The organism is Brevundimonas diminuta (assembly GCF_022654015.1).
GTDB classification, from domain to species: domain Bacteria; phylum Pseudomonadota; class Alphaproteobacteria; order Caulobacterales; family Caulobacteraceae; genus Brevundimonas; species Brevundimonas diminuta_C.
Genome location: NZ_CP073063.1, coordinates 510657 through 529561, shown reverse-complemented (window position 1 = coordinate 529561; position 18905 = coordinate 510657). Strand labels below are relative to the sequence as shown.

20 protein-coding genes and 1 tRNA gene are annotated in these 18905 nt (G+C 67.7%); 9 read left to right on the top strand and 12 right to left on the bottom strand.

Annotated elements, in window-relative coordinates; translation table 11 throughout:
• The first annotated feature begins 3 nt into the window (after positions 1-3).
• From ccmD to KAK88_RS02515, 3 genes are read left to right on the top strand one after another with little or no spacing between them, the layout of a single operon-like run.
• Positions 4-222, top strand: a complete 219-nt coding sequence (ccmD, locus tag KAK88_RS02525; RefSeq protein ID WP_242077747.1) for a heme exporter protein CcmD — start codon at positions 4-6, stop codon at positions 220-222.
• Positions 219-779 (top strand): DsbE family thiol:disulfide interchange protein, encoded by a 561-nt coding sequence (locus tag KAK88_RS02520; RefSeq protein WP_199060160.1) that lies wholly within the window; start codon positions 219-221, stop codon positions 777-779. The genes ccmD and KAK88_RS02520 overlap by 4 nt, the downstream gene beginning before the upstream one ends.
• A 45-nt stretch (positions 780-824) precedes the next feature.
• On the top strand, positions 825-1103 hold the full coding sequence (locus KAK88_RS02515) for a hypothetical protein (RefSeq protein ID WP_039243838.1): 279 nt from the start codon (positions 825-827) through the stop codon (positions 1101-1103).
• Here KAK88_RS02515 and KAK88_RS02510 read toward each other — a convergent pair whose 3' ends face one another.
• From KAK88_RS02510 to KAK88_RS02500, 3 genes are all read right to left on the bottom strand, one after another.
• A complete protein-coding gene (locus tag KAK88_RS02510) occupies positions 1104-1859 on the bottom strand; it encodes a M48 family metallopeptidase (protein ID WP_242077746.1) in 756 nt (251 codons plus the stop codon).
• 67 nt (positions 1860-1926) lie between these two features.
• Entirely contained in the window at positions 1927-3465 is a 1539-nt protein-coding gene (locus KAK88_RS02505; protein WP_242077745.1) for a cryptochrome/photolyase family protein, read from the bottom strand.
• A 12-nt stretch (positions 3466-3477) separates the two neighbouring features.
• On the bottom strand, positions 3478-3834 hold the full coding sequence (locus KAK88_RS02500; RefSeq protein WP_242077744.1) for a thiol-disulfide oxidoreductase DCC family protein: 357 nt from the start codon (positions 3832-3834) through the stop codon (positions 3478-3480).
• 95 nt (positions 3835-3929) lie between these two features.
• Here KAK88_RS02500 and KAK88_RS02495 point away from each other — a divergent pair, with 95 nt between their 5' ends.
• The gene (locus KAK88_RS02495) at positions 3930-4394 is read left to right on the top strand and encodes a DUF3429 domain-containing protein (RefSeq protein ID WP_242077743.1); all 465 of its coding nucleotides are present in this window, start codon (positions 3930-3932) and stop codon (positions 4392-4394) included.
• 75 nt (positions 4395-4469) lie between these two features.
• Here KAK88_RS02495 and KAK88_RS02490 read toward each other — a convergent pair.
• Both KAK88_RS02490 and KAK88_RS02485 read right to left on the bottom strand, forming a co-directional pair.
• Positions 4470-4544 (bottom strand) — tRNA-Gly (locus tag KAK88_RS02490).
• Positions 4545-4662: 118 nt separating this feature from the next.
• The gene (locus tag KAK88_RS02485; protein ID WP_055754272.1) at positions 4663-5445 is read right to left on the bottom strand and encodes an SDR family NAD(P)-dependent oxidoreductase; all 783 of its coding nucleotides are present in this window, start codon (positions 5443-5445) and stop codon (positions 4663-4665) included.
• 55 nt (positions 5446-5500) lie between these two features.
• Between KAK88_RS02485 and KAK88_RS02480 the strand changes: the two genes are divergently transcribed.
• Positions 5501-5899, top strand: coding sequence for a YkvA family protein (locus KAK88_RS02480; RefSeq protein WP_055754271.1), 399 nt, complete (start codon positions 5501-5503; stop codon positions 5897-5899).
• Position 5900: 1 nt separating this feature from the next.
• Here KAK88_RS02480 and KAK88_RS02475 read toward each other — a convergent pair whose 3' ends face one another.
• Positions 5901-6902, bottom strand: coding sequence for an NADPH:quinone oxidoreductase family protein (locus tag KAK88_RS02475; protein ID WP_242077742.1), 1002 nt, complete (start codon positions 6900-6902; stop codon positions 5901-5903).
• A 188-nt stretch (positions 6903-7090) separates the two neighbouring features.
• Here KAK88_RS02475 and KAK88_RS02470 point away from each other — a divergent pair, with 188 nt between their 5' ends.
• On the top strand, positions 7091-7960 hold the full coding sequence (locus tag KAK88_RS02470) for an isoaspartyl peptidase/L-asparaginase family protein (RefSeq protein WP_242077741.1): 870 nt from the start codon (positions 7091-7093) through the stop codon (positions 7958-7960).
• Here KAK88_RS02470 and KAK88_RS02465 read toward each other — a convergent pair.
• Entirely contained in the window at positions 7957-9678 is a 1722-nt protein-coding gene (locus KAK88_RS02465) for an ATP-binding protein (protein ID WP_242077740.1), read from the bottom strand. The genes KAK88_RS02470 and KAK88_RS02465 overlap by 4 nt on opposite strands.
• A gap of 247 nt (positions 9679-9925) precedes the next feature.
• Here KAK88_RS02465 and KAK88_RS02460 point away from each other — a divergent pair, with 247 nt between their 5' ends.
• Positions 9926-12790, top strand: a complete 2865-nt coding sequence (locus KAK88_RS02460) for a M16 family metallopeptidase (RefSeq protein WP_242077739.1) — start codon at positions 9926-9928, stop codon at positions 12788-12790.
• A 334-nt stretch (positions 12791-13124) separates the two neighbouring features.
• Here KAK88_RS02460 and KAK88_RS02455 read toward each other — a convergent pair whose 3' ends face one another.
• From KAK88_RS02455 to KAK88_RS02440, 4 genes are all read right to left on the bottom strand, one after another.
• On the bottom strand, positions 13125-13958 hold the full coding sequence (locus tag KAK88_RS02455) for a S1 family peptidase (RefSeq protein WP_242077738.1): 834 nt from the start codon (positions 13956-13958) through the stop codon (positions 13125-13127).
• Between the two features lie 12 nt (positions 13959-13970).
• On the bottom strand, positions 13971-14411 hold the full coding sequence (locus tag KAK88_RS02450) for a DUF350 domain-containing protein (protein WP_091751531.1): 441 nt from the start codon (positions 14409-14411) through the stop codon (positions 13971-13973).
• Between the two features lie 111 nt (positions 14412-14522).
• A complete protein-coding gene (gene rlmN, locus KAK88_RS02445) occupies positions 14523-15683 on the bottom strand; it encodes a 23S rRNA (adenine(2503)-C(2))-methyltransferase RlmN (protein WP_045810001.1) in 1161 nt (386 codons plus the stop codon).
• A gap of 82 nt (positions 15684-15765) precedes the next feature.
• Positions 15766-16065: a DUF6356 family protein gene (locus tag KAK88_RS02440; RefSeq protein WP_242077737.1), complete on the bottom strand. Its 300-nt coding sequence runs from the start codon at positions 16063-16065 to the stop codon at positions 15766-15768.
• Positions 16066-16236: 171 nt separating this feature from the next.
• Between KAK88_RS02440 and KAK88_RS02435 the strand changes: the two genes are divergently transcribed.
• Complete coding sequence (locus KAK88_RS02435) at positions 16237-17568, top strand: trypsin-like peptidase domain-containing protein (RefSeq protein WP_242077736.1); 1332 nt, start codon at positions 16237-16239, stop codon at positions 17566-17568.
• A gap of 322 nt (positions 17569-17890) precedes the next feature.
• Positions 17891-18226, top strand: a complete 336-nt coding sequence (locus KAK88_RS02430) for a DUF2794 domain-containing protein (protein WP_242077735.1) — start codon at positions 17891-17893, stop codon at positions 18224-18226.
• 6 nt (positions 18227-18232) lie between these two features.
• Here the strand turns inward: KAK88_RS02430 and KAK88_RS02425 are convergent, their stop codons facing one another.
• Positions 18233-18862, bottom strand: coding sequence for a hypothetical protein (locus tag KAK88_RS02425; protein ID WP_242077734.1), 630 nt, complete (start codon positions 18860-18862; stop codon positions 18233-18235).
• Positions 18863-18905: the final 43 nt, after the last annotated feature.

Genomic DNA, 18905 nt, shown 5'->3' with positions numbered 1-18905 from the left:
GCTATGCTCGACCTCGACATGACCCCCTACGCCGCCTTCGTCTGGCCCGCCTGGGGCGTTAGCGCCCTGGTGCTGATCGTCCTGACCATCCGCGCCGTCGTCGTCTCCCGCAAATGGAAGCGCGAACTGGCCCGGCTGGAAGCAGACCAAGCTCTCTCGTCAGAAGCGGCAGACTCAACCCGTCCTCAAGTAGCGCGAAGCGCGGTAGGACAACAAAAATGAACCGCTGGCTGGCTCTGATCCCGCTGGCGGTCCTCGCGGCGCTGGCGGCCCTGTTCGTCGGCTGGTCGCTGAAGCGCGATCCGGCGTTTAAGCCCGACGCCTTGGTCGGCCAGACCATCCCCGAGACGGTCCTGCCCCTGCTGTCGGGCGATCAGGCGGGACCTGGCAATCTGGACCTGAAGACCGCAGGCGTCGGCCGGCCCATGCTGGTCAATGTGTTCGCCTCCTGGTGCGCGCCGTGCCGGATCGAACATCCCAAGCTGCTGGCGCTGAAGGCGCGCGGCGTCGCCGTGGTCGGCATCGCCTACAAGGATGAGCCGGTCGCCACTCGCGCCTTCCTCGACGAACTGGGCGATCCTTATTCCATGGTGCTGGTCGACCGCGAAGGTCGCGCGGGCCTAGACCTCGGGATCTCCGGCGTGCCCGAGACCTTCGCCGTCGACGCCATGGGCCGCATCACCGCCAAACAGTCCGGCCCCCTGCTGGACGACGCCGACATCGACCGACTGGTCGCCTCCATGCAGGCCCCGCCCCGTCCCGCGCCGACCAGGCGGTGAGGCTGCGTTAACCCTTTTTCGAGGGTTTCCGTTAACCATGTCGGCATGAGCGCGATTCGTCCCGGCCTGCCGCTGAACACGCCCGCCCAGGGTCTTGATCTGCCGAGCGCCCGCAGCGCCCAGGCGGCCTTCTTCCGCGCTGCCCTGAACCAGAATGCGGTGGATCAGACTGCGGCACCGAAGCCGCCGGTCCCGGCCGCCGCTGTCATGTCCACGATCCGAACTGCCAACCCGGCCCGGCCGGTCGAGGCGCCCCCCGCCCCGGCCCAGCGCGAGGAGCCGCGGATCATGCGTCCCGGCTCCTACCTCGACATCCGGGTCTGATCAGTTCCAGCCGCGGCTGGCGATATACTGCTGCAACGCCTCGATCCGGGTCGCGTCCGACGGGTGGGTCGAGGCGAACTGCGGCGTCTGGGTCTGACGCTGCGCCGCCATCAATCGCCATAGCGCCACCGCTTCCGAAGGCTTGAAACCGGCTCCGGCCATATAGTCCACGCCCAGGCGGTCGGCCTCCAGCTCGTCGCGCCGCGAATAGGGCAGCAGAAGCCCGTATTGGGCGGCCAGACCGCCATAGGCATTGACCGCATCCCCGTATCGACCCGCCGCCCCGCCGACGGCCGCCAGACCGACGCTGGTCACCGTCTGGTTCGAGGCGCGCTCGGCCGCATGGTTGGCGACGACGTGCCCGATTTCGTGACCGATCACGCTGGCCAGCTGGTCGTCGTTCTGGACCAGGGCCAACAGGCTGGTCGTCACGCCGATCTGGCCGGACGGCAGGACGAAGGCGTTGGGGCTGGCCTCCGTGAACACCGCATAGTCCCAGGTCCGACCGCCCAGACCCGCCGCCTGGACCAGACGGTCGCCGACGCGCCGGATCCGGTCGACCTGGGCGCCGGTCGTCATCACGCCGGGCTTGGCGATGGCCTCGCGCCAGGCCGCCGTCGATTGCTGCGACAGGGCGGCGTTGTCCACCAGCAGCAACTGATTGCGGCCCAGGACTTCGTTATAGGCGCAGGCGGACAGGGCCGAGGCCGCGACGGCGGCGGCCAGGACAAGGGCGGAACGGCGGGGCAGGGTCACGGAGCGGCCTCTTGGAGCAGGACGAAACAGCAAGGCAAATGGTCGCGCTGGGCCTGGGGTTCCACCGTCAATCGATCGGCGTCGCGCCCAATAGGGTCCGGCACGCCTCCGCCTCGGCCGCCAGGGCCTTGCGCTTGGCCTCTCCGAACTTCTCCAGCGTGCGGTAGGGCATGGCCAGCCGCACATTGTCCCGCAGCCGGCCGCGATTGCGCTCCAGAAAGCCCCAGTACAGCCGGTTGAACGGACAGGCCGCGTCGCCGCTCTTGCTCTTCACGTCATAGCGACACGCCCCGCAGTAGTCGCTCATCCGATCGATATAGGCCCCCGAGGCCGCATAGGGTTTGGACCCGACGATGCCGCCATCGGCGAACAGGGCCATGCCGCGCGTATTGGGCATTTCGACCCATTCATAGGCGTCGGCATAGACGCACATGTACCAGTCATCGACCTGATCGGGATGCACGCCCAGCAGCAAGGCCAGATTGCCGGTCACCATCAGCCGCTGGATATGGTGGGCGTAGGCGTTGTCGCGCGTGGTCTTCACCACGTCGGCGACACAGGCCATGTCGGTCTCACCGGACCAGTAGAACCAGGGTAGCTTGCGGTCCGCATCCAGGAAGTTGCGCGCTCGATACTCCGGCGCCTTCAGCCAGTAGATGCCGCGCACGAACTCGCGCCATCCCAGGATTTGCCGGATGAAGCCTTCGACCGCGTTCAGGGGCGCCTTGCCCGCCCGATAGACCGCCTCGGCGCGCTTGCAGACGTCCAGCGGGTCCAGCAGGCCCAGGTTGATCGAGGTCGAGATCAGCCCGTGCCACATCCACGGCTGCCCCTCCGCCATCGCATCCTGCCAGTCCCCGAACGACGGCACGACATCTTTCAGGAAGTGCTTCAGCGAGGCCTCCGCCTCCTCCGCCGTCGTGGCCCAGCCGAACCCGTCCAGCGATCCGAAATGGTCGCCGAACAGCCGCTCGACATCCGCCATCGTCTCGCGCGCCACGGCGTTGGGCGGGATGCGCAGGCGATCGGGCGGCGTCACGCCCTTGGCCAGCTTCTTGCGGTTCTCGGCGTCATAGTTCCAGCGCCCGCCCTCCGGCTGATCGCCGTCCATCAGAATGCCCGTCGCGCGGCGCATCTCGCGATAGAAGAACTCCATGCGCAGCTGCGACTTGCCCGAGGCCCAGCGGCGAAAACGGTCGTGGCTGCTGATGAAGCGGCGATCCTCGCGAATCTCGACCGGCAGCCCCGCCCCTTCCGCAAAGGCGGCCAGATGCTCGGCCAGCCGCCACTCGCCGCATTCGGTCATCACCACCGCCTCATGGGCGCCGTCGTCCAGCGCCCGGGCCAGTTCGCCGGTGATCGAGCCGCTGTTGTTCGCGTCGTCGATGCGCACATAGCGCACCTTGACGCCCCGCCCCTTCAGCCGCTCGGCGTGATTGCGCATGGCGGCGAAGACCAACGCCAGCTTCTGCTTGTGATGCCGGACATAGGTCGCCTCGTCGCGAACCTCGGCCATCAGAACCGTGTCGACGTCCGGGTTCAGATCCTTCAGCGCAGACAGGTCGTCCGACAGCTGATCGCCCAGCACCAGCCTAAGCACGGACATGCGTTAATTCCATCACCGGGCCCATTTGCGAGCGAGAGACTGAAGTCGAGGACGCAGGCGCAGAAACACCCGATACCCACCCTCCAACGCCGCAAGAACCCAGGGGATGCGTGCGGCCAGACCCAGCGTGCGCAACAGCGGTATGGCCCGCCACATCGCCGCAAAGGCCGCCGCGCCCGACAGCAGCCTGCCGTTCTCCGTTGCGTGGAATCGCGCCAGCAGCGTCTCGCGATCCAGCGGGCAGCTTGTCTGACCATCCGACACATCGACGAAGCGGATCGCGCCGCGTCGATCCAGCCGACGCATCAGGGCGATCTCGCGTCGGCATAGGGGACAGCCGCCATCGTACCAGACAAGCAAGGGTGTCATGACGATCGAAGGCTCTCGGCGACGGCGAACGGGCTCGCCATCCTATACGGGCGTCCTCTACAGTCTGGATCGCAACCCGCCTCGACAGGTGTCCGATGACGATTGAACCCACCGGCCGACATCGCTTGCCGCCGCTCGCCCGCGTCCTGGGTTTCGCCGGCCTGCTGCCCCAGGCGGCGGCGGTTGTCGTGCTTCTTGCAGGCGACGCGGACCAGCAGACCGCCGCGCTCGGCCTGGCCTATGCCTACGCCGCCCTGATCGTCAGCTTCTTGGGCGGCGTCTGGTGGGGACTGGCGGCTGCGACGGGCCTGAAGGCGCCCAAATGGGTCTGGATCGCCTCGGTGGCGCCCTCGCTTCTCGCGCTGGCGACCAGCGTCGTCTGGGCGGCGGGTTCCGATCCGGCCGTGCCGCTTGTCCTGCTGGGCGTCTTCATCGCCGCCAGCGTCCTGATCGATCTGAAGCTGAAGGCGGCCGGTCTGACGCCCGAGGGCTGGCTCGCGCTGCGCGCGCCGCTGTCGATCGGCCTGGGCGCGCTGACGCTCGTCGCCGGACTGATCTGAAAACATCTCAGGCAGCGGTCAAAAAAATCGGGGCCTGCCGCAACCGACAGGCCCCTGATTTTATTCGTCTCGACTTGGAGCGGGCGAAGAGATTCGAACTCTCGACCCCAACCTTGGCAAGGTTGTGCTCTACCACTGAGCTACGCCCGCACTCCGTAGGAGCTAGGTGCGCTCCCCGTCGAGGAGGGGGCGTATAGCGGAGGGTTGATCGGTCCTGCAAGAGAGAATTTGCAAAAAGCGATCAAGTCCCGCTCACGCCCCCCGCGCCTCAGCGCGGCGCCAGACGAATGGCGCCGTCCAGACGGATGCATTCACCGTTGATGTAGACGTTTCGAGCCAGCTCCAGCACCAGCGACGCATAGTCGGCCGGCGTGCCCAGACGGCTGGGGAAGGGGATGGCGGCGGCCAGGGCGTCCTGGATCTTCTGGTCCATGCCGGCCATCATCGGCGTCCACATGATGCCGGGCAGGATGGTGTTGCAGCGCACCCCTTCCTGAGCCAGATCGCGCGCGATCGGCAGGGTCATCGCATAGACGCCGCCCTTGGACGCCGAATAGGCCGCCTGGCCGATCTGGCCGTCCTGCGCCGCCACCGAGGCGGTGTTGACGATCAGGCCGCGCTCGCCGTCCGCCATCGGCTCCAGCGTCACCATGCCCGCCGCCGACTGCGACAAAACGCGGAAGGTGCCGAACAGGTTGACCCGCACGGTGCGCTCGAACTGGGCCATGTCGTGGGCCTTGATCTCGCCGGTGTCCTTCTTGCGCGAGACGGTCTTCTGGCCCGTGGCGATGCCGGCGCAGTTGACGGTCAGACGCTCCTGGCCATGGGCGGCGCGGGCCTTTTCGAAGGCGGCGGCGACCGAGGCGTCATCGGTCACGTCCACCTGGCAGAAGACGCCGCCGATCTCTTTCGCGATTTCCTCGCCGCGTTCGGCGTTCAGATCAAACAGGGCGACCTTGGCCCCCGTCGCCGCGATGGCGCGCGCGGTGCCTTCGCCCAGGCCCGAGGCGCCGCCGGTGACCACTGCGGCGATGGTGTTGTCGAGTTTCATCCTGATCGTTCCTATATTGTCGTGAACCTGAGTTTCGTTTGAGGATTTAGCGGCCATGACCGCCAAAGCCAAACCCGCCGATCCGTCGGATGTCCTGGACCCGAAAAAGGCGCTCGTGCCGTCGGTCGTGAAGATCAACGAGGCCCGCGTGGCCAAGGGCTTCTGGCCCAAGATTCAGCGCACGGCCGCCCGCATCCCCTTTGCGGACCAGGCCCTGGCCGCCTGGTACGCCGCGCGCGATCCGCAGACGCCGATGGCGGCCAAGGGCATGATCTTCGCGGGCCTGGCCTATTTCGTCATGCCGGTGGACGCCATTCCCGACATCTTCGCGGGCATCGGTTACACCGACGATGCGGCCGTCATCACCGCCCTGCTGGCCCTGGTCGGCGCCAACATCAAACGCCGCCACCGCGACCAGGCCGAGGACGCGGTGCAGCGGCTGAAGGCGAAATAACTCAGCTCTCGACCGTCACCACGATCTTGCCCAGCGCCTGACGGTCGCCCAGGGCTTTGATCGCTTCGCCGGCCTTTTCCAGCGGGAAGGTCTTTGAGACCCGCGGCTTGATCTTGCCGTCGGCGTACATCTGCATCAGCTCGCCCATGTTGGCGGCGTGGGCCTTGGGATCGCGCATCACCGCCGCGCCCCAGAAGACCCCGATCACCGACACCGACTTCAGCAAGGTCAGGTTTAGCGGCAGGGATGGAATGCCCGCCGGGAAGCCGACCACCAGATAGCGCCCGTTCCAGTCCATGGCCCTCAGCGCCGGATCGGCATAATCCCCGCCGACCGCATCATAAACGACGTCCGCGCCATCGCGGCCGGTCGCCAGCTTGAACTCGCCCGACAGCTCCTTCTGCGCCGCCTTGTCCATCGGTCCCGACGGATAGATCAGGCCGTTGTCGGCGCCCAGTTCAAGCGCGAACTCGACCTTGTCGTTGGTGGAGGCGGCGGCGACCACCTTGGCCCCCATGGCCTTGCCCAGTTCGACGGCGGCGGCGCCGACGCCCCCGGCCGCGCCCAGCACCAAGAGGGTTTCGCCCGCCTTCAGCTGCGCCCGGTCCTTCAACGCATAGTAGCTGGTGCCATAGGTCATGATCAGGGCCGCCGCCTCTTCGAAGCTCATGGCGTCAGGGATGCGGATGACCGTCTCGGCCCGCACCGCCAGCCGCTCGACCAGTCCGCCCCAGCCCGGCACGGCGATGACCCGGTCGCCCTTGCGTACGCCCTTGACGCCCTCGCCCACCGCCTCGACCACGCCCGCGACCTCGGCGCCCGGCGAGAACGGCCGCTCGGGCCGGAACTGATATTTGTCCTCGATGATCAGGGTGTCGGGATAGTTGATACCCACCGCCTTGACCTCGATGATCACCTCGCCCGCCTTGGGCGTCGGGTCGAGCACGTCTTCCACGACCAGGGTTTCAGGGCCGCCAGGCGTCTTGGACAAAACAGCGCGCATCATTCCTCCTTGGGCCTACCGCGCTTCGCGCTACTTGAGGCCGTTGTTATTTGGCCTACCGCGCTTCGCGCTGCTTGAGGCCGTTTCGCAATTGGGTGGCGACCGTCATGGCGCGGCCTTCATCGCGACGCTAAAGAGCGCCACGCCCGTTTGAAAGAGGCGATAAGGACAAGGCTCAGGAAGACGATATGACCGCCCTCATCCTCCACGGCGGCGCCGGCGCCCGGCGCGAACGCAACTACGACGCCGAGGTCGTGCACATGCGCGAGGTGGTCGAGGCCATGAAGGTTCGTCTGGACGCGGGCGACAGCGCCCTGGATGTCGCCACCGCCGCCGTCGTCATGCTGGAAGATTCGGGCCTCTATGTCGCCGGCAAGGGCGCATCCCCCAATCTCGCCGGCGCCTATGAGTTGGACGCTAGCATCATGGACGGATCGACGAAACGCGCCGGCGCCGTCGCCGCCCTGCAAGGGTTCCGCAATCCCGTCGTCGCCGCCCGCGCGGTGATGGATCGCACCCCCCACGTCATGCTGGTGGGCGACGGCGCGGCCCTGTTTGCCCACGACCAGGGGCTGGAGCCCATCGCCGACGAAGCCGCCTGGTTCACCGGCGCCGGCAAGGGCGAGGACAACCATCCGCCCGGCACGCTCAGCCACGGCACCGTCGGCGCCTGCGTGCTGGACAGCCAGGGCCGTCTCGCCGCCGCCACCTCGACCGCCGGGGTGTTCGGCAAGATGCCGGGCCGCGTCGGCGACACGCCGATCCCCGCCGCTGGAACCTGGGCCGACGCCCACGCCGCGACCTCATGCACCGGCCAGGGCGAATACTTCATCCGCGTCGCCGCCTCCGCTCAGGTCGCCTTGCGCGTCGCCGCCGGCCAGTTGCTGGCCGAGGCCACCCAGGCCGTCATCGACGAGATCGGTCAGATGGGTGGCGACGGCGGCATGATCGCCCTGGACGCCGCCGGAAACATCGCCGCCCCCTTCAACAGCCAGGGCATGAAGCACGCCTGGCTGACGCCCGCCGGCGAAATCGGCGTCCAGGTCTTCCGCGACTAGGTCCTGGCGGACATCACGTCGGAAATGGTGGTAAGCAGCCGTTTCAGATCAATGGGCTTGCTGACCACCGCATCCATGCCCGCGGCCAGATAGCTCTCGACCTGCTCCACCATCGCATTGGCTGTCAGGGCTATGATCGGCGTACGCACCAGCCCCTGGTCGGTCTCACGCTGCCGGATCGTCCGGGTCGCCGTCGGACCGTCCATGTGCGGCATCTGCACATCCATCAGGATCAGGTCCCAGTCGCGCGTTTGAGTCGCTTCGACCGCCTGAAGCCCATCATCGACGATCTCGACCTCGATCCCGACCTGGCCCAGAAGGCCCCGGATCACCTGCTGATTGACCGGGTGATCCTCGGCGACCAGCACCCGTAGCGCCCGCTCCGGCTCGGCGCCCGGCGCATCCTCGCCGACCTGCACGGGCTGCGCTGGCGTCAGCGGCAGCGTGACGACGAAGGTCGCCCCTTCGCCCGCCTCGCTCTCCACCTCGATCCGGCCGCCCATCAGCTCCACCAGGGTCGCCACGATCGACAGGCCCAGCCCGGCCCCGTCGCGCCGGTCGACGGCCGCCGCCTCGATCTGGGCGAAGCGCGTGAAGATTTGCCCGATCTGGTCCGCCGGTATGCCCCGCCCGGTGTCCGACACCCGGAACACCGCCCCGGCGTCCGTCGGCGCGACATCCAGCGCCACCTGCCCCTCGGCCGTGAACTTGATGGCGTTGGACAGCAGGTTGAACAGGATTTGACGCAGCCGGACCGGATCGGCGCTGATCCAGCCCAGGCCCGGCGACACGACGTGGAAAGCCAGGCCCTTGCTTTCGGCCAAGGGCCTCAAGGTCTCTGTGACTTCGTGGACCAGGGCGTCCGCATCGATGGACTGCGGCACGATCTCCAGCCGCCCCTCCTCGATCCGCGACAGGTCCAGAATCTGGTTGATCAGGTCCAGCAGGGTGTGGGCCGACCGGTCCAGGATCTCCAGTCGCGCCTTCTGCCGATCCTCCAGCGCGTCGCCCGCCATGATCTGCGCCATGCCGATGACGCCGTTCAGAGGGGTGCGGATTTCATGGCTCATATTGGCCAGGAAGCGGGACTTGGCGGCATTGGCCTCGTCCGCCTCCAGACGCGCGCATCGGGCGGCGTCGCGGTCCAGCACGGCCGCCTCATGCGCCGCCTGCACGTCCATCAGCAACGCCTTGTTGCGCTGGTCCGCCGCGAACAGGTCGCACCACAGGGCGTGGGTCGCGCGCGAGATGATGAACAGGATCGTCGCCAGCATCACGAAGGCCGCCGCCACCGCCAGACCGTGCGGCCCGATCAGCGAGGGATAGATGACGACCAGCACGGTCGCGCAGATCGGCGCCGCCGCCAGCGCCAACAGCCGAGGCGCCGCGCTGAACTGAACGAAGGCCACGCCGATCGACCAGACCTGGATCAGCACCACCACCAGCATCACATCGGCGCGGGGGTTCATCAGCCAGGCGATCAGCGGGCCGGACACCCCCAGCGCGAACCGGATCGCCACGATGGCCATCAGCAGCGGGGGCCAGCCCGCGACGGGCGCCTCAGCCTTCTGGTATCGCCTGACGCGCCCCTGCGCCCAAGCGTCGAACGCCATGCCGACGAGGGCGAACCCCAGCCCCACCCACGGCTGCCCGAGGGCCGCCAGGATCAGCCCGGCGGCCGCCCAGCTGCCGTAGAGAACGGCGGGCGGAGTAACCATATTTTGCAGAACAAAGGCCCAGACCGCGATCTTTTCGTCGGAGACAGAAGTCGCTTTCGCTCGTCTCGGCACGCGTCCTCGGCTTGGGTGGTCGCTGGGATGCGACCTATTGGCGAATAGAGCGCCGTCGGGGGTTTGTCCATCAACGACCCGCGCATTATCCGGTTCATTACAGCTCGGTAAGGTGCAAGACGGTCAATCGCTGATACGGTCTCGGCGCCCGGCGTTCCGGGCTTCGGAGCCCTTCATGAAATCCCGCCTGATCGCCACAGCTGCCGCCTCGGCCCTCCTTCTCGGCCTCGCCGCCCCCGCCTTCGCAGAGGGCGCCGCGCCCGCTGCGGCCGCCGCTCAATCGACGGGGCAGGCGCCGCAGGGCGTGACCGTGCCGCCGCTGGGCTTCACCAAGCGCGTTCTGGCGAACGGCCTGGAGGTCTATTCGGCGCGTGACGCCGACACCTCGAACGTCACGGTCCAGGTCTGGTACAAAGTGGGCTCCAAGGATGACCCGGCCGGCCGCTCGGGCTTCGCCCACCTGTTCGAACACCTGATGTTCAAGTCCACCACCAACCTGCCGCCCGAGACCTTCGACCGGCTGACCGAGGACGTGGGCGGCTCCAACAACGCCTTCACCGCCGACGACACCACCGCCTATTTCGAGACCGTGCCCGCCAACCACCTGGAGCGGATGCTGTTCGCCGAGGCCGACCGCATGGGTTCGCTGGTCGTGGACGAGCCGACCTTCGTCGCCGAGCGCGACGTGGTGAAGGAGGAATACCGCCAGCGGATTCTCGCCAACCCCTACGGCCGCCTATTCGGTCTGTTCGTGCCCGAGACAATCTACCAGGACAGCCCCTATCGCCGTCCGGGCATCGGCTCGATCGAGGAGTTGGAGGCCTCATCTCTGGAGGACGTGCGCCGCTTCCACGCCACCTATTATCGTCCCGACGCCGCCTATCTGATCGTGGCCGGCAACTTCGACCAGGCTCAACTGGACCGCTGGGTCGATCAGTATTTCGGCCCGCTGAAGAACCCGACCACGCCGATCCCGACCAACAATGTCGTCGAGCCCGAGCCGACGGGCCCGCGCAACGTCACCTACTATGCGCCGAACGTGCCGCTGCCGGCCGCCGTCGTCGCCTGGCCGACGGTGAAATACGCCGACGCCGACCGCGCCGCCCTGACCGTTCTGGACGGCATCCTGTCCACCGGCGAATCCAGCCGCCTGTATCGCTCGCTGGTCTATGACAAGCAGATCGCGGCCCAGATCGGCTCGACCCCCGACTTCTCGCAGCAGGCCGGCAATCTGTCCGCCCTGGCGATCATGGCCCAGGGCCATACGGCCGAGGAAGGCATCGCCGCCCTGAACGAAGAGATCGGCAAGCTGCGCGACACGCCCGTCAGCGCCGCTGAGCTGGCCGAGGCTAAGAACGAACTGGTCGCCGATGCCCTGCGCAGCCGCGAGACGGTGGACGACCGCGCGACCGCCCTGGGCTTCTCGCTGATCAACACCGGCTCGGCCGCCGCCGCCGACGAAGAGGTCGCTCAGATCCAGGCCGTCACTGTCGCCGACATTCAGCGCGTCGCCCGCAAATATCTGACGCCGCAGCGCCAATCGACGATCACCTTCCTGGCCGCCGACGACCAGAACCCCGCCTCGGTCCAGAAGATGAACGTGGACGCCCCCGTGAAGGTCGCCGACCTGGCCCCCGCCGGCCCGCCCGCCGTCCTCCTGCCCGAGGCGGAGCGCAAGCCTCTGCCCCAGCCGGGCGCCGAGGTCGCGCCCGTGACGCCGACCGTCGCCGATTTCCGGCTCGATAACGGCCTGCGCATCTTGGTCGCCCCGACCGACGGCGTGCCGCTGGTTTCGGCCCGCCTCAGCTTCGACGCCGGTTCGTCCGATGATCCGACAGGCAAGGCCGGCGTCGCCGCCATGACCGCCGCGCTTCTGACCCAGGGCACCAAGACCAGGACCGCGCCCGAAATCGCCACCCAGATCGAACAGCTGGGCGCCAGCGTGGGCGCATCGGCCGGGGTCGATTTCTCGAACGTCTATGCCAACGCGCCCTCGAACGCCTTCCCGGCGACCGTTTCCCTGATGGCGGATCTGGTGAAGAACCCGACCTTCGCCGGCGAAGAGCTTGAACGTCAGCAGGCCCAGACCTTGGACGGCCTGCGCGTCGCCCTCAGCCAGCCGGCGTCCATCGCCGGCATGACGGTCGGCCGCGTCATCTACGGCGACGCCCCCTATGGCGCGACGATCACCCAGCAGACTGTCCCGGCCATCACGGCGGCCGACGTCGCCGCCTTCCACGCCGCCCGCTACCGGCCGTCGGACGCGACTCTGGTCTTCTCGGGCGACATCACGCCGGCCGCCGCTCGCGCCCTGGCGCAACAGGCGTTCGGCGACTGGCGCCCGGCCGGCGCGGCCCCGGCCGCTGCGACCAATCCGGCCGGTCAGCCCCTGGCGCCGCGCATTGTCGTGGTGAACCAACCCGGCGCCGGTCAGGCCGCGGTCGTCGCCGCCGTTCGCGGCGTGTCGCGCACCGATGCGGACTTCTTCCCGCTGACGGTCGGCAACACCCTGCTGGGCGGCGGCTTCTCGTCGCGCCTGAACCAGGAGATCCGCATCAAGCGCGGTCTGTCCTACGGCGCCTCGTCGTCGCTGGGCGCACGGGCGGATGCGGGCCTGTTCACCGCCTCGACCCAGACCAAGAACGAGACCGCCGACGAGGTCGCCGATCTGATCCTGGCTGAGATCGCCAAGCTGGGAACCGAGACCCCGACCCAGGCCGATCTGGCCCCGCGCCGCGCCACCCTGATCGGCGGCTTCGGCCGCTCGCTGGAGACGGTGGACGGCCTGGGCGCTTTGGTCGCCAACCTGGCGCTCTATGATCTGCCGATGAGCGACCTCGCCGACTACGCCGGCCGGGTCCGCGCCGTCACGCCGAAACAGGTCGAGGCCGCCTTCGCCGAACACCTGCCGGTCAACCGTGCCAGCCTGGTCATCGTCGGCGACGGCTCGAAGTTCCTGGACGATCTGCGCGCCAAACATCCGAACCTCGAAGTCATCGAGGCGGGCGCCCTGAACCTGAACACCGGCTCGCTGAAGTAAGGCCGGATCGGCAAGCCCCCTCCTTCCCTTGCGGCGAAGGAGGGGGATCGGCCGCCAGCCGTCCTATGTTCAGAACCGAAGTCGTCTCTTTTCAGGGACTTTCGGGACGCCGTCGACAATCATCCATACAGGCGTCGAACGGGGATATGATCCATCCCCGATCTTTGACATCGCGATCTGTCCCTCCCGCGACCTTGAATCTCAGAGCCGGGCCCTACCGGCCTCGACAATTGCACGCGTTCAATTCGAGCGCAGATTTATCCCTGAGATTTCCGCCTCTTCGCGCCGAATTGCACGCCATTGCACCTTTTTCGCCGCGTGCAATTTCCGTCCGCTAGACCGACAGGCACACCACCTGGGCCACGCGCAGGTCGCGTCTCAGCCGGTTGGACACCTGGCCGTAATCCTCGGTCGTGATGGTCTGGCCGCGCGCGTCGTCGGCCGGCGTCTGTTGGCCGCGAATGGCCGGCCCGAAGGTCTCCGGCGCCGTCGTATAGATCCGGCCCCGCCTCGGCGCCTCGGCGATGGTGACGCCCACGACGCGGCCCTGCGCATCCAGGGCCGGCGCGCCGGACAGGCCCGACAAAGTGCCCTCAAGCCCATTGGTGCGCCCGACCTCGGCCCAGGACAGCACCGGCTCGTCGCGCGCCCCGCGCCCGAAGACCTTCAAGGTCTCGCGCCCCAGCAGGCGTGACGTCACCTCGCCGGGACGCCCTTGAGGAAAGCCCGGATGGAAGGCGCGCTGACCCTTGCGCAGCGGCGCCTCGACCGCGACCGGCAGTGCGGCGGGACCGCCGTCGGTGATCAGCAAGGCGACGTCGGCGCGCGGCGCCAGACGGACGTCGGCCGCGACCGCCCGTCCCTCGCCGACCACCAACGCCGGCTTGCGGCACCCCTCGACGACATGGCGCGCCGTCACCCAGCGCCCCCGTCCTGCGATGGAGAAGGCCGTGCCCGACGACGGCTTGAACGGCGCCTCGCCCGCATCGACGGTTACGGCGGCGTCAAAGGGGGTGATGGGGCCCAACAGCGCGCCCTCGGCCACATCGGCTCCCGCCTCCGCGACCGGCGGTACATCGGCGTTCTCGCGTCGCCCCAGGGACACCGCCAGAAACACGGCCGCCACCGCTCCATAGATGGCCCAGTCCGGCAGGCGGGGAAACTGCATCGCTCCGGCCGATCAGCCGGTCAGCGCGGCGGACAGGATGACGGCCGTCGCCAGTTTGGCGCCAAGCAGCACCACCGCCGCCGAGATCTCGCCATGGCGGATCCGCTCCGGCAGGCCCGTCAGCAGCAGGTCCACGACCCGAAAGGCCAGAAGCTGCAGCACCACGGTCGCCACGCCCCAGATGGCGATGTCGCGCACCGAGGTCGACACCGCCAGCGACACCGCCAGCGGCACCGCCAACCCCACCAGAATGCCGGCGAAGGCGATGGCGGCGGCGACATTGCCCTGACGGATCAGGGCGACCTCCTTCCACGGCGTCAGCAAGGCATAGACCGTCGCCCCCGCCGCGAGCAGCAGCAGGGTCACGATCAGGTGCATCACCATGACCGGGAAGCCCGAGGCGAAAGCCTGAACCTCGGCGCTGGAAAGGACGTTCGACAAGGAGGGGTCCATGCCCAGACGCCTTGCCCGATTGTCGCCCCAATCCGCAAGCGCGCCGGGGACACACTGCGTGACATTATGTGTCCGAAGGTTGTGCCCTCTCATCAAGAGAGGACATCAGGATCAGGCCGCCGCCTGTTCCGCCTTACGCAGAGCAGAAGCCCTGATCTTCTCGCTCTCCGACTTCAGCTGACCGCACGCGGCCAGGATGTCGCGGCCGCGGGGGGTGCGGATGGGCGAGGCGTAACCGGCCTTGTTCAGGATGGCGGCGAAGCGTTCGATCGTCTTCCAGTCCGAGCATTCGTATTCGACGCCGGGCCAGGGATTGAACGGGATCAGATTGATCTTGGCTGGAATGCCCTCGATCAGCTTCAGCAGCGCCCGCGCCTCTTCCGGGCTGTCGTTGACGCCCTTCAGCATGACGTATTCGAACGTCACCCGCCGCGCGTTCGACAGGCCCGGATAGGCCCGGATCGCCGCCATCAGCTGGTCCAGCGGGTATTTTTTGTTCAGCGGCACCAGCACGTCGCGAAGCGCATCGTTGGTGGCGTGCAGGCTGATGGCCAGCATGGCCGCCGTCCGGTCGCCCAAGGCCTGAAGCTGCGGCACCACGCCCGAGGTCGAGACCGTGATCCGACGACGCGACAGGGCGATGCCCTCATTGTCCGAGATTATGTCGATGGCGTCGGCGACGTGGTCCAGATTGTAGAGCGGCTCGCCCATGCCCATGAAGACGATGTTGGACAGGCGCCGGTCTTCCTTGGGCGACGGCCATTCCTCCAGGTCGTCGCGCGCCACCTGGACCTGGGCCACGATCTCGGCGGCGGTCAGATTGCGCACCAGCTTCTGTGTGCCGGTGTGGCAGAAGGTGCAGTTCAGGGTGCAGCCGACCTGGCTGGACACGCACAGGGCGCCGGCCCGGCCCACGTCGGGAATATAGACGGTCTCGATCTCGATGCCCGGCGCGGTGCGGATCAGCCATTTGCGCGTGCCGTCCTTGGACACCTGGCGCTCGACGACCTCGGGGCGGGCCAGGGTGAAATGCTCGGCCAGCTTGGCCTGCATGTCTTTGGCGACATTGCTCATGGCCGAAAACTCGGTCACGCCGTAGTGGTGGATCCAGCTCCACACCTGGCTGGCGCGCATCTTGGCCTTCTCGGGCGGACAGACGTTCGCGTCGATCAGGGCCTGGCGCAGGCCGGCGCGCGTCAGACCGCTGAGGTTGACGGGCGCCTTGACGGCGGGCGCGTTAGAGACGCGCGAAAGATCGAGCGTGATGCTCAAGGCGGCGATCCTGCGTGAGGTTTAGCCGGCCTATATAGCACGGATCCCGGCGATTGCATGGCCGGGGCGGATTCGACCGCCCTTAGAGCCCCACGTCCCAGACGCCGGCGTCGCGCATCCGGGTCTCGCGCGCCTCTTCGGCCCGGCCGCCCATGTCCTTGGCCATGCTGCGGATCGCGGTCGAGACGGTGGCCTTATGCACGCCCGGCACGATCGCGTGCGAGAAGGCGGCGCCCGCCAGACCCAGCAGCTTGAAGCCGAAGCCGGCCGAGGCGACCATATGCTGGATATAGGTCTCGTCGACCTCGCGCGGATGGTCGCGGAACAGGCGGTCGAACGGGGTTGAGCCCGAACGGCGGCGGTCGATCGTCGTCTGACTCATGGCGGCGGCCTTCCCTGCTTCGTCGCCTCATGGTCACGCCGGACGACCGGCGACGCAACCCCCATCGCAATCTGTTCATTGGACGTGACCGACACGCGACCCGCTCGCTTCAGACCCATCGTCAGAAGCGAAAACTCGGTCTAGGGTCGGCGTTCGATCAAGGAAATGCCCATGCCGATCCGCCTTTCGCTCGCCTCTTCCATGGCCGTCGCCCTGGCCCTGCTGGCCTCAGCGACGCCGGTGCTGGCGCAATCGGGCGCGGCAGGCCTGCCTTATGACGCCCGGCGCGGGGTCTTCAGCTTCTCGTCGGGGCTGGAGGGCTCGCTTCCGGCGGTGGTTCAGGTCACGACCCTGGGCCAGTCGCGCGGTCCCAGTTCGGACGCGGCCGATCCCAAACCCTACGCCTCCGGCTCCGGCGTCATCGTCGATGCGGCCGAGGGGTTGGTGATCACCAACAATCACGTCGTCGAGGGCGGGCGAAAGTTCACCGTCGATCTGACGGACGGCCGCCTGTTCGACGCCGTGCTGGTGGGGGCGGACAAGGCGACCGACATCGCCGTGCTGCGCATCACGCCCGACGGTCGGCCGCTGAACCTGAAACAGGTCCAGACGGTGGATTCCGACACCCTGCGCACCGGCGACCTGGCCTTCGCGGTCGGTTATCCGCTGGGCCTGGACCAGACCCTGACCATGGGCGTCATCTCCGGCCTGAACCGCTCAGGGCTAGGCGATGCGGTCGAGGACTATATCCAGACCGACGCGGCCGTGAACTCGGGCAATTCCGGCGGGCCGCTGCTGGACAGCCGGGGCCGGCTGATCGGCATCAACACCTCGATTCTGTCGGGGGGCCTCGGCGGCGGCAATGACGGCATCGCCTTCGCCGTGCCGACGCGGATCATGCTCTACGTCGCCGACCAGTTGAAGAAGAACGGCGAGGTCAAGCGCGGCGCGACCGGCGCCATCTTCGGCTCGCTGAACGCCGAGCGCGCGCGCGACCTGCATCTGGGCATCGTACGCGGAGCCGTCGTCGCCGATGTCGCGCCGGGATCGCCGGCCGAGCGCGCCGGCCTGCGCCACAACGACGTCATCACCCGAATCCAGGGCCGCCCCGTCGCCAACGCCGGCTCGGTCAACGCCACCATCGGCATCGCCGCGCCGGGCTCGGACCTCAGCGTCTCCTATCTGCGCGGCGGCCGCGAGGCGACCACGTCGCTGGCGGTCGAGACTCCTGCTGATCAGCCCGTGATCGTCGGCGCCCAGTCGGTGCTGGCCTATGGGGCGACCCTGCGAGACCAGGACGGCGGCGCCCAGGTCACGGCCGTCTCGGCCGGCTCGCCCGCCGCCCAGGCCGAACTGACGGCCGGCGATGTGATCACCGCCATCGCCGGCGCGCCCGTCGCCGAAGCTCGCGCGGCCGCGACCGCGCTGCAGAGCGCCTCGGGATCGGTCGAGGCGACCGTGCTCAGAAATGGAGAGACCCTGAACCTGACCCTGTCGCTCTAAGGCGGGGTTCAGACGCCGACGTGGCGCTGTCTGGCGGGGTCCAGACAGCGAAACGCCCGCCTTGCCAGGGAGGGGGAGGGGAAAGGCAGGGCGGGCGCTCGCTTGGAGGAAGCATCGGCCGCCGGAGCCCGTAAACTGGAAACATCCAGGGGGGCTGGGGGGGCTGTTCAGGATCCGGGACGCTTCCGAACTCCGACGAGCCGATGATCGATATTTCGTTGCGCATACGGGCGGGCGAAGGACCGAAACGGGGCCATTTCGTGTCTGCGTCGATTTCCTGGCCGCCTCTGGCGTCGGGCCTCCAGCGGCCTAAGTTGAACCCATGAGCCTGAACCCTCACGACACGACGCCGGCGCCCGGCCCCGTCTTCTTCGACCGTCGCGAACTGGACCTGATTCTCAGGGTCTATGGCCGCATGGTCGCGCAGGGCGAATGGCGCGACTACGCCATGGTCGGGCACAAGGACTTCGCCGAGTTCGCCGTCTTTCGCCGCAGCGGCGACGCCCCGCTCTACCGCATCGAAAAGCGACCGGCCCTCCAGACACGCCAGGGCCAGTGGGCCGTCATCGGCGAGGGCGGCCAGATCCTGAAACGCGGCCGCGACCTGGCCCAGGTGCTACGCGTCTTCGACGGCCGCAAGTTTCAGGTGGTCGAGTAGATCATCTCACGGCTCCCGCAAGACGGGCGATAGCCAGGAATCACCGTCCAAGACAACATCGACCTGAGGACGGGCTGGTCCGCCGACGACGATGATCGGCTTGAGAACGACGTCATAGTCCATGTTCACGTCAGCCGTTTCGTAAGCTGGCTGGGAAATCTTCGCCATGACGAAGTAGCGACCATCGGGCGCCTGATCGAAGTGGAAGGCGCCGCCTGCGCCGCACGTTCCTTCTCGAATGAAGGTCGTCGACTCCGGCCAATTCCAATGCGCCATAAAGCCTATGCGCCAAACCCCTTCCGCCTTGAGAGGCCATCCAAGGCGTTCCGACAATAGCCAGCGATTGCGAGGCGTATCGGGAATCAACCGGATGGCCCGTCCCTCGCAGGTCAGCGTTTCCTTCGCACCATAGTCCATACCGCCAGTAACGGGACGAGTCAGGTGCGTGGTCAGCGAGAGCGTGCCGGAAACAGGAAATCCCTCGGCTTCGAACCAGGTCTTCTCCGCCGCTCCGGGCTCACCGAAACGATCGGACGCCCGCTCTTCGGCCGCTCTTTGATAGGCCGCTAAAGTCAGGCAACTCGTCAGAGGTATTGCAGCCGCCAGAGCGACGACGACTTTCGTAAATCCCTTCACGGATCATCTCCCAAACCCACCCACAGGATCACCAAGCGGCGCG